The sequence below is a fragment of the Pseudarthrobacter kochi genome (genome assembly GCF_055412805.1).
The window spans coordinates 124,455-133,994 of sequence record NZ_JBVAYV010000007.1 but is presented as its reverse complement, the minus strand read 5'-3'; the positions used below and the strand labels follow the sequence as shown (position 1 = coordinate 133,994).

The 9,540-nt window shown below is 65.6% G+C and carries 9 protein-coding genes; 4 read left to right on the top strand and 5 right to left on the bottom strand.

Going from position 1 to position 9,540, the window contains the following annotated elements:
• Window positions 1-70: 70 nt before the first annotated feature.
• The gene (locus ACZY0Y_RS06185; RefSeq protein ID WP_463957113.1) at window positions 71-424 is read right to left on the bottom strand and encodes a hypothetical protein; all 354 of its coding nucleotides are present in this window, start codon (window positions 422-424) and stop codon (window positions 71-73) included.
• Between the two features lie 1,059 nt (window positions 425-1,483).
• Between ACZY0Y_RS06185 and ACZY0Y_RS06180 the strand changes: the two genes are divergently transcribed.
• Window positions 1,484-1,831 carry a hypothetical protein gene (locus tag ACZY0Y_RS06180; protein WP_463957112.1) on the top strand — a complete coding sequence of 116 codons (348 nt, stop codon included), beginning with the start codon at window positions 1,484-1,486 and terminating at the stop codon, window positions 1,829-1,831.
• Between the two features lie 114 nt (window positions 1,832-1,945).
• On the opposite strand, the gene ACZY0Y_RS06175 is transcribed toward ACZY0Y_RS06180, so the two are convergent.
• The 3 genes from ACZY0Y_RS06175 to ACZY0Y_RS06165 form a co-directional block, all read right to left on the bottom strand.
• On the bottom strand, window positions 1,946-3,964 hold the full coding sequence (locus ACZY0Y_RS06175; protein WP_463957111.1) for an ABC transporter ATP-binding protein: 2,019 nt from the start codon (window positions 3,962-3,964) through the stop codon (window positions 1,946-1,948).
• A complete protein-coding gene (locus ACZY0Y_RS06170; RefSeq protein WP_463957110.1) occupies window positions 3,961-5,700 on the bottom strand; it encodes an ABC transporter ATP-binding protein in 1,740 nt (579 codons plus the stop codon). Before ACZY0Y_RS06170 ends, ACZY0Y_RS06175 begins: the two co-directional genes overlap by 4 nt.
• 103 nt (window positions 5,701-5,803) lie before the next feature.
• Window positions 5,804-6,790 carry a DUF808 domain-containing protein gene (locus tag ACZY0Y_RS06165; protein ID WP_463957109.1) on the bottom strand — a complete coding sequence of 329 codons (987 nt, stop codon included), beginning with the start codon at window positions 6,788-6,790 and terminating at the stop codon, window positions 5,804-5,806.
• 144 nt (window positions 6,791-6,934) lie between these two features.
• Here ACZY0Y_RS06165 and ACZY0Y_RS06160 point away from each other — a divergent pair, with 144 nt between their 5' ends.
• The 3 genes from ACZY0Y_RS06160 to ACZY0Y_RS06150 all read left to right on the top strand — a co-directional run bounded on the left by ACZY0Y_RS06160 (window position 6,935) and on the right by ACZY0Y_RS06150 (window position 8,489).
• Window positions 6,935-7,372 carry a VOC family protein gene (locus ACZY0Y_RS06160; protein WP_463957108.1) on the top strand — a complete coding sequence of 146 codons (438 nt, stop codon included), beginning with the start codon at window positions 6,935-6,937 and terminating at the stop codon, window positions 7,370-7,372.
• Between the two features lie 153 nt (window positions 7,373-7,525).
• Window positions 7,526-7,795: an MBL fold metallo-hydrolase gene (locus ACZY0Y_RS06155; protein ID WP_463957107.1), complete on the top strand. Its 270-nt coding sequence runs from the start codon at window positions 7,526-7,528 to the stop codon at window positions 7,793-7,795.
• Complete coding sequence (locus ACZY0Y_RS06150) at window positions 7,752-8,489, top strand: VOC family protein (protein WP_463957106.1); 738 nt, start codon at window positions 7,752-7,754, stop codon at window positions 8,487-8,489. Before ACZY0Y_RS06155 ends, ACZY0Y_RS06150 begins: the two co-directional genes overlap by 44 nt.
• Before the next feature lies 1 nt (window position 8,490).
• Here the strand turns inward: ACZY0Y_RS06150 and ACZY0Y_RS06145 are convergent, their stop codons facing one another.
• Window positions 8,491-9,411, bottom strand: a complete 921-nt coding sequence (locus ACZY0Y_RS06145; RefSeq protein ID WP_463957105.1) for a 2-hydroxyacid dehydrogenase — start codon at window positions 9,409-9,411, stop codon at window positions 8,491-8,493.
• Between the last annotated feature and the right edge of the window lie 129 nt (window positions 9,412-9,540).

The window sequence follows — 9,540 nt, the reverse complement described above, 5'->3', positions numbered from 1 at the left end:
CAGCGGAGTAGATACCTTGATTCTCTCCCAAGGCCCTCACCTCAGCTGAACAACTCCCCGCCCGAACTCCTCACACGGCAGCGATGTCTACACTCTCAATTCTGAAGAGCCGCTTTGTTTCCAGCCATTTCAAAGCAGCGTTGATCTGTCGGGGACCCGTGTCAGCAGGCAGATTAAGCATGGCTGCGAGCCCTCTAGCTGTCTTCTGCCGGAGCACGTAAGGATGTCTTGTCGCCTGCATCCTCAGTGTGAGGTAGAGCCGCAGCCTGACCTCGCCTCCGCGCCCGCCGCGCATCAACTGTGAAAGCAGAGGCTCTTCCCCTTCCCTGCGAACGAAGACAATGGGGAATTGAACGGAGGAGCTTCGCTTGGCTCGATCCACAGCGTTCTTCATCCTCACTAGAGCATCAACCGGCTCGTCCAAAGCGATCCTCTCAACAAACTTTGCACTCTTGGCGGAAAGACCTGCAGTCCACGTGATTCGCGGAGTCCTAGGTGTCCTTGTACTTCTTCTGTTAACTAGATTCCGCAACAAACGTAGACGGTCCACGCTACAAATGCTTGATCAACCCGCCAAGAACGATGTTCTAAATCTCCGCTAACGCCATCTCACACCGCTCGATAGGTGGGGGTTGGTGGCTTGTCGGAGGCTTTCCTAGACCCAATGATGGAGGAAAGCAGATGGCTCCCCCGCCCTGGCCGGTGGGGGAACCATCTTTTGGAGAAAGGAGGTAACCGAGTGAGTCACGGCTTCCGAATAACTGTGCGTCTTACAGTAGCTGGTCTCGAAATTACTATCGAGCCCTTGTAAATGAGGGGAGGGGGTCAATGCACCCCCTCCCCTCATTTTTGAGCTCCGCGCGCAATCTGTTGTCGAATTGGCGGCTTCAAGCATCTTTCAATGACACCTGAGGCGGCCGTGCCTAGCGGGGGACTGTGGTACTGGTTTGCGCGTCCGGATGCCCTGCTCAGTCGATGGGTCCCGATCGTAGCCCCTTACAATTCAACGGTGAACAGTGAACTTGAACCACAGTCTTCCAACAGCTCCCGTTTCATAAGTTGGGTAGCCACGGCACTGTGGGCCGCTGCAGGCCTTACCGCAGCCCACATAATCCAATTGTGCCTTGAATACTTCGTTTTCAACCCCGGAGACCAGGCGTCCCAGACAGCACGCAACGACCGCATACTTGGTCTCACGCCCTGGGGCCTCGCCTTGTTCTTTGTCATACTTCTGCTGGTCTCTATCGTTCGCCCCAAGGGAAGATCCGGATGGGCTCGATTCGGGAGAGTACTCAGCCATTGTGGCCGCAATGTAAAAGGAATTCGCCCTCGAACCCCGTTTACATCACATCGCTCCCGCACGGCTGAAGCAGTCGCCCGGAAGACAGCAGAGCGCGCCAAGTACGATGAGGGCTTCGCCGCTCGGAGCGCCGAAATCGAATTAGAACGCAAAGATGTCCGAAGGAGACCACCCTCTTTTAGGGTGGAAAAGCTCCCAAGGTGGCACAAGAACGAATTCACCCTCTACAACCGGGGATGGGCGGTGAGTGACGTCAGGTTGAATGCATCAGAGGATGAATTCATTTTTGACGGAGATCCGCCGGTATGGCCTGGTGCTTTCGGTGACAACGACCTTGGCGGTTCGGTAGGCAAGGGCTTCTATGGCGATGTCACCGAAAAAGGGCTCGACAACGGGGTGACCTTCACGATTTCCTGGAGTTGGCAAAATAGGGATCGAGAAGAACAAAAACTGTGGGTCTCTCCTGACCGCCTTGTCCTTCCCCAAAATACGATCACAGAAACCAGCGCGGTGCAGAAAGACGCCAAATAGTCCACGCATCGCAGAAGGGCCGCTTGTTAGTTCAACTGTTCTGCGTTCCTCGTCCAAGGAAACCCGCGGAGTTAATAGCCACGCTTTCACAGTATGACGGCGGCAGCGATGCCACTAGACCTCCGCCACCGGAGCCGCGAACTGCGCCGCATACAGCGCCGCGTACGCCCCGCCGGCCTCCAGCAGTGACGCGTGCGTCCCCTGCTCCACGATCTGGCCGGCCTCCATCACCAGGATGAGGTCGGCGTCGCGGATGGTGGAGAGCCGGTGCGCAATGACAAACGACGTCCGGTCGCTCCGCAGCGCGCTCATGGCCTTCTGCACCAGCACCTCGGTCCGGGTGTCCACCGACGAAGTGGCCTCGTCCAGGATCAGCACCGACGGCCGGGCCAGGAACGCCCGGGCAATGGTCAGAAGCTGCTTCTCCCCCGCGGACACATTAGAACCCTCGTCGTCGAGCACGGTGTCGTAGCCCTGCGGCAGGGACTTCACGAACCGGTCCACGTACGTTGCCTTCGCCGCCTCCAGGATCTCCGCCTCGGAAGCATCCGGCCTGCCGTAGGCAATGTTGTCCCGGATGGTCCCGCCGAACAGCCAGGTGTCCTGCAGCACCATGCCCATCCGCGAGCGCAGCTCGTGCCGGGACATCGCGGCCACGTCAACGCCGTCAAGCGTGATCCGGCCGGCGTCGAGCTCGTAGAAGCGCATCATCAGGTTCACCAGCGTGGTCTTGCCCGCCCCGGTCGGGCCGACGATCGCCACCGTCTGCCCCGGCTCCGCCACCAAACTCAAAGAAAAAATCAGCGGCTTGTCCGGCGAGTAGGCAAAGGACACGTCCTCGAACACCAGCCGCCCCCGGCCCCCAGAAGGAGCCTCAGAAGGCACAGGATCCGGCGACTGTTCCTCGGTGTCCAGCAGCTCGAATACCCGCTCGGCCGAGGCCACGCCGGACTGCAGCAGGTTCGCCATCGAGCCCAGCTGGGCCAGCGGCTGGGTGAACTGCCGAGAGTACTGGATGAACGCCTGCACATCGCCCAGCTGCATCGCCCCGGACGCCACCTGCAGCCCGCCCACCACGGCGATCCCCACATAGACGAGGTTCCCGATGAACGTCATGGCCGGCATGATCAGCCCGGAAATGAACTGCGCACCGAAGCTGGCCTGGTACAGCTCCACGTTCTTCTGCCGGAACCGTTCCTCCACCTCGCGCTGCCGGCCGAACACCTTCACCAGCGCATGCCCGGTGTAGGTCTCCTCGATCTGGCCGTTCAGCTCCCCGGTGTTCTTCCACTGCGCCACGAACAGCTTCTGCGAGCGCTTGGCGATCACTGTGGTCGTCACGAGCGTCAGCGGAATGGTCACCAGGGCAATGATGGCCAGCGTCGGCGAGAGGATCACCATCATCACCAGCACCCCCACCACGGTCAGCACCGAGGTCACGGCCTGGCTGATGGACTGCTGCAGGCTCTGGGAAATGTTGTCGACGTCGTTGGTCACCCGGCTGAGCAGCTCGCCGCGCTGCACGGTGTCGAAGTAGCGCAGCGGCAGCCGGTTGATCTTCGCCTCGATCCGCTCGCGCAGCCGGAACACGGTCCGCTGCACCACGCCGTTGAGGATGTACGCCTGGATCCACATAAAGCCCGAGGCCAGCACGTACAGCACCAGCGCCCACAGCAGCACGGAGGACAGCGCGGCGAAGTCGATCCCGGTACCGGGCGTCAGCGACATGGCGCTGAGCATGTCCGCCTTCTGGTTCTCCCCCGCGGCCCGCAGCTGCGCGATCAGCTGCGTCTTGCTTACCCCGGCCGGCAGCTGCTTGGACACGACGCCGGAGAAGATCAGGTTGGTGCCCTCGCCCAGCAGCCGCGGGCCGATCACGGAAAGCGTCACGCTCACGACGGCGAGGGCCAGTACCAGCGTCAGCCAGAGCCGTTCGGGGCGGAGTTCGCCCAGCAGCCGTTTCGCGGACGGGCCGAAGTTCATCGCTTTCTCCGCGGGGATGTTCATCCCAGCGAACGGGCCGCCGTGGCCGGGCCCGCCGCGCGGCCGGGGAATCCGGAGAGGGGCCTCCGTGCCGGCGGCCGCTCCACCACCAGCGGAGGTTCCGGGCGTCTGCGACTCGACCTTGCTCATACCGCCTCCTCCGCCGCGAGCTGGGAATTCACAATCTCGTTGTACGTCGGCGAACTCTCCAGCAGCTCCCCGTGCGTTCCGTGCGCGACGATCCTGCCGTCGTCGAGCACCAAAATCTGGTCGGCATCCACGATGCTGGACACCCGCTGGGCGATGATCACCAGCGTCGCGCCGGCGGTGTGCTGCCTGAGCGCCTGCCGCAGCCGGGCATCCGTGGCGGTGTCCAGCGAGGAGAACGAGTCGTCAAAGATGTAGAGCTCGGGCCGTTTCACCAGCGCCCGGGCGATCGCGATCCGCTGCCGCTGCCCGCCGGAGACGTTGGTGCCGCCCTGCGAGATCGGCGCGTCCAGGCCGCCCTCCATTTCGCGGACAAAATCCTCTGCCTGCGCGATGGACAGCGCCCGCCAGAGTTCGTCCTCGCTGGCGTCGGGTTTGCCGTAGAGCAGGTTGCTGCGGACCGTGCCGGAGAACAGGTAGGGCTTCTGCGGGACCAGGCCGATGTGCCCCCAGAGCAGGTCCGGGTGCAGCTCGCGCACGTCCACGCCGTCGATCCGCACCGAACCGGAGGTCGCGTCGAAGAGCCGCGGCATCAGGTTCACCAGGGTGGTCTTGCCCGAGCCGGTGCTGCCGATGATCGCCGTCGTCTGCCCGGCGCGGGCGGTGAAGCTCACATCGGAGAGGACCGGCGCCTCGGCACCCGGGTAGGCGAATCCGACGTCGCGCATTTCCAGCTCGCCGCGGGCGGTACGGCCGGACAGGCTGACCGGGTGCTCCGGCGGGCGGACGCTGGATTCGGTGCCCAGCACCGCGCCGATCCGGTCCGCGGAGACGGCCGCGCGCGGGATCATGATCGCCATGAAGGTGGCCATCATGACGGACATCAGGATCTGCATCAGGTAGCTCAGGAACGCGATCATGGTCCCCACCTGCATGGAACCGTCCTCGATCCGGAACGCACCGAACCAGATCACGGCCACGGACGAGACGTTGAGCACCAGCATCACGGTGGGGAAAGCGAGCGCCATCAGCCGGCCGGCGCGCAGCGCGGTGTCCGTGACGTCCTCGTTGGCGCGGCCGAAGCGGGCGGTCTCGATGTCCTCCCGGACGAACGCACGGACCACGCGGATGCCGGTGAGCTGTTCGCGCAGCACCCGGTTGACCGTGTCGATCCGGGTCTGCATGAGCCGGAACAGCGGCACCATCCGGGTGACGATCAGGCCCACGGCCACCAGCAGCACCGGGACGCTGACGGCGATCAGCCAGGACAGCTGCACGTCCTGCCGGACGGCCATGATGACGCCGCCGATGCTCAGCATGGGCGCGGTGACCATGAGCGTGGCGGACATCAGCACCAGCTGCTGGACCTGCTGGACGTCGTTGGTGGACCGCGTGATCAGGCTGGGCGCGCCGAACCTGGTCACCTCCTGCTCCGAGAACTCAGCGACCCGGGTGAAGATGGCCCCGCGCACGTCCCGGCCCAGCGCCATCGCGGCCTTCGCGCCGAAGTAGACGGCGGCGATGGTGCAGGCGATCTGCAGCAGCGTGATCATCAGCATCTCGCCGCCGATGCGCAGGATGTAGTCCGTGTCCCCCTGCGCCACGCCCTGGTCGATGATGTCCGCGTTCAGGGTGGGCAGGTACAGCGAGGCGATGGAGGCCGCCAGCTGGAAGACGACGACGGCGAGCAGCAGCCGCCGCTGCGGCCTCAGGTATTCGACGAGCAGTTTCCAGAGCATCCGTACTCCAAGCCACGTGTCACGCAGAGTGATTCGAAGGTCAGTTTACGTCCGGATGCTGGGAGCGGAACCGGTTCCTCTCAGGGCTGATCCGGGTTGGATCTCAGTCGACGGCGGCGCGGGCGTCGTCCTCTTTGTGCCCGCCCTCCTTCTTGCCGAACGGCAGCACTTTGAGCAGCGGATGCAGGACAGCCATGACGACGAGGCCCCAGGCGAGACCAAGGACGGCAGAGCACAGGGTGTTCACGAGCCAGACCAGGAAGCCGCCCACCACCGGGATCCCGGCGAAAGGAGCTTCGAGGACGTGGACCAGGTCATACGGCAAGTGCCAGCCGAGGTCGTAGACCCCCTGCAGCATGATGTGGCCGCCGACCCACAGCATGGCGATCGTCCCGACCAGGGTGATGGCGGCCAGCACGGCGGGCATCCCCTTGACGAGCAGCTCGCCGAAGCGCTGGGAGCCCGCGGACTCCTTGGTGGTCAGGTGCAGGCCGATGTCGTCCATCTTGACGATGAGCGCGACGGCGCCGTACACGGCCGCCGTGATCGCGATCGCCACTGCGACCAGGATGAAGGCCCGAACCCACAGGGATTCGGCGGCCACCTCGTTCATCGCGATGACCATGATCTCGCAGGAGAGGATGAAGTCCGTGGTGATGGCGCCCTTGGTGACCTTGGCCTCCGCCTCCGGACCCCGGTCGACCGCTGGAGTGTCTTCGTCGGCTTCGTGGTGGCCTCGGAGCTTGTGCCAAACCTTCTCGGCACCCTCGTAGCAGAGGTAGGTGCCGCCCGCCATGAGAATGAACGGAATGACACCCGGGATGAAGGCGCTGATGAGCAGCAGCGCCGGCAGGATGATCAACAGCTTGTTCCGGAGCGAGCCCCAGAAGATCCGCTTGATCATCGGCAGTTCGCGGGACGGGTCCGCGCCGGACACGTACTGCGGGGTGACGGCGGCGTCGTCAATGACCACGCCCGCGGCCTTGGCCCCCGCCTTGGCCGCTCCGGCTGCGACGTCGTCCACTGAGGCGGCCGCAATCTTGGCCAGGGCTGCGATGTCGTCCAGCAGGGCGACGAGACCGCCGCTCACAGCCCGCTTCCGTACTGTTTGAGGGCGGACGGCTGGACGAGGTTGCTTCGGTCAAGGCGCGTGATTGGCATGCTCGAATTATATGGTGGCGCGCAGCCCGTCGACGCCGGATCTGGACCGGGCCGTCTCGGTAGCGTGAGGAGCATGGACAGCAGACTTGAGAACGTCGGCATCGCCGTGCGAGACCTGGAGGAGGCGATCGCCTTCTTCACCGACCTCGGCCTCGCGGTCGTTGGCCGGGACACCGCCAGCGGCGATTGGACCGACACCGCCGTCGGGCTTGACGGCAATCACGCCAACATTGCCATGCTCGAAACGCCGGACGGTCACGGCCGCCTCGAACTCTTTGAGTACATCCACCCCGATGCGATCGAGACGGCGCCCACCCGTCCCAACGAGATTGGCATGCACCGGATCGCGTTCTCAGTTGCTGACATCGACGAAGCCCTGGAAATTGACGCGAGGCACGGCTGCCATCCGCTTCGCGGCGTGGCGACCTACAAAGACATCTACAAGCTCACGTACGTCCGCGGGCCCAGCGGCATCCTCGTGATGCTCGCCGAGGAACTGAAGAAAAACTGAGCGCCTGGCCTGTGCGCCCGGTCGCCGGCCCGGTGTAGCTTGCGTGGTGGACACCGCGGGGACCGGCGACCCGGCAGCCACCGGAGGAAACACACGGACTGGAAAGCGCGCGTAGCGGGGGTGCTGCCGCCGGAGTTCGCCGAGGAGATCCCGATGGAGCTGCTCGGCCTCGTTACCGGTTTGCCCGCCGAAGCCACGCAGATTCCCTGGGATGGCCCCACAGTCCGGATCATCGGGCATCAGGCCCATATCCCGGGCCACGCGGCGCTCATGATCGACGCGCGCCGCGTCCTCGTCGCCGGCGAAAGCGCCGAACGAGACGCCCGCACCCTCCTCGGGTCTCCTCCAGGCGGCTACTCCCTGTATAGGATCGGGCACTATGGCGCTGCGACTCGTCCAGGTCAATTTCAAGGCTCGGGATGACTCTGCGCTCGGCCGGTTTTGGGCGGCGGCGCTCGGCTGGGGTGTGTCCCGCGAGGGGCCCGGCGTGACCAATGTAGAGCCTGTCGGCTTCTCCTGGCCGGACCCGTCCGCCGTCTGCGTCGATGTCGTCACCGTCCCGGACCCCGAGACAGTCCAGTACCGCGCGCATCTCGATCTCGCCACCACCTCTGCGGCCCATCAGGCGGAGCTGGTGACGCAGCTCGTGGAGCTCGGTGCGACGCCCGCCGACGTGGGCCAGGGTGATGTGCCGTGGACGGCGCTGGTCGACCCGGAAGGCAACCTGTTCCGTGTTCTGGAGCCGCGAGCGATCTACCGGGACACCGGGCCGATCGCCGCGGTGGTGCTCAGCTGTGCGGATCCGCGGGCCACGGCCCGGTTCTGGAGCGAGGCGACGGACTGGACCCTGCACGAGGCGACCAACGATTCCGCGAGGCTGCGTTCGGCCAAGGGTGTCGGGCCGTATCTGGAGTTCCATCCCGCGCCCGCGCTGAAGAGCGTGTGCGGCCGGGTCCATCTCGACCTGAGGCCTTACCCGGATGATGACCAAGCGGCGGAGGTGGCCCGGCTCCGGGCTCTGGGCGCCACTGAGGCCGACGTCGACCAAGGTAATGTGCCCTGGGTGTGCCTGGCCGACCCGGAGGGCAACGAGTTCTGCGTCCTCACCCCGGGCTGATTCAGCCGCCCAGCACCACGTTCGCCGGCGGTTTGCCCGCCAGCAGGAGCTCGACCTGCCGCTGGACGAGCCGGCCCATCCGCGGACGCATGGCCGAGCTCGCCCCGCCCACATGCGGGCTGATGATCACGCCGGGGATCCCCCACAGCGGGTGGTCCTGCGGCAGCGGCTCGGGATCGGTGACGTCCAGGGCGGCGCGGATCCGGCCCGAGGCGGTGTGCCGGACCAGGGCCTCAGTGTCCGCGACCGGTCCCCTCGCGACGTTGACCAGCAGGGCGCCGTCGGGCATGGCCGCGAGGAAGGAGTCGTCAATGAGGTGGCGGGTGGCGCCGCTGAGCGGGACGCCCACAATCACGATGTCGTGCTCCGGCAGCAGGCTGTGCAGCTCGTCGATGCCGTGGACGTGGCCGCGTTCGTCGGTCCGTTCCCGGCTGGCCACCCGGGTCACGGTGGTTTCGAACGGCAGCAGGCGGTCCTCAATGGCCTTGCCGACGCCGCCGTAACCGACGATCAGCACCCGGCGGTCGGCGAGGCTGGCGGTAGGCCGGCTCTCCCAGCGGCCCTCCTGCTGGTTCTGCAGCAGCCGCGGGAGCTCGCGCTGGCTGGCCAGGATCAGGGCGAGGGCCAGCTCGGCGGTGGACGTTTCGTGGACCCCGGCGGCATTGGCGTAGACCCGGCCGGCCGGCAGGAAGTCCGCGACGCCGTCGTACCCGATCGACTGGCTTTGCACGAGCCCGGTTTCGACGGCTTCCAGGCCGCGCAGGACCTGCGGGCCACCCATGTAGGGCGGGACCACGATGTCGATGCGCGGCCGGGGCGGTTCCCCGGACAGGTCCCACTCGAGGACAGTGACGTCCGGGTGCGGCTGGAGGTACTCCCGCAGGGTCGCGTCCGGCAGGCTGACGGTAATCTTCTTCGGCATACCTGCCAGCCTAATGCGGCGGTCCAGGATCCCGGTGAGGGCGCCGCCGGTGGTGGGAGAACCGGCCGGCGGCTGTCCGAGGCGGTCCCAGCTGGGAGCTTGCCCTCACCTTCGGGCCGCCCCGCGCGG

Coding starts and splice junctions, on each gene's coding strand:
- ACZY0Y_RS06160 (WP_463957108.1), top strand. CDS start 6,935: ATGGACAGCAGACTTGAGAACGTCGGCATCGCCGTGCGAGACCTGGAG.
- ACZY0Y_RS06170 (WP_463957110.1), bottom strand. CDS start 5,700: ATGCTCTGGAAACTGCTCGTCGAATACCTGAGGCCGCAGCGGCGGCTG.
- ACZY0Y_RS06145 (WP_463957105.1), bottom strand. CDS start 9,411: ATGCCGAAGAAGATTACCGTCAGCCTGCCGGACGCGACCCTGCGGGAG.
- ACZY0Y_RS06175 (WP_463957111.1), bottom strand. CDS start 3,964: ATGAGCAAGGTCGAGTCGCAGACGCCCGGAACCTCCGCTGGTGGTGGA.
- ACZY0Y_RS06155 (WP_463957107.1), top strand. CDS start 7,526: ATGGAGCTGCTCGGCCTCGTTACCGGTTTGCCCGCCGAAGCCACGCAG.
- ACZY0Y_RS06150 (WP_463957106.1), top strand. CDS start 7,752: ATGGCGCTGCGACTCGTCCAGGTCAATTTCAAGGCTCGGGATGACTCT.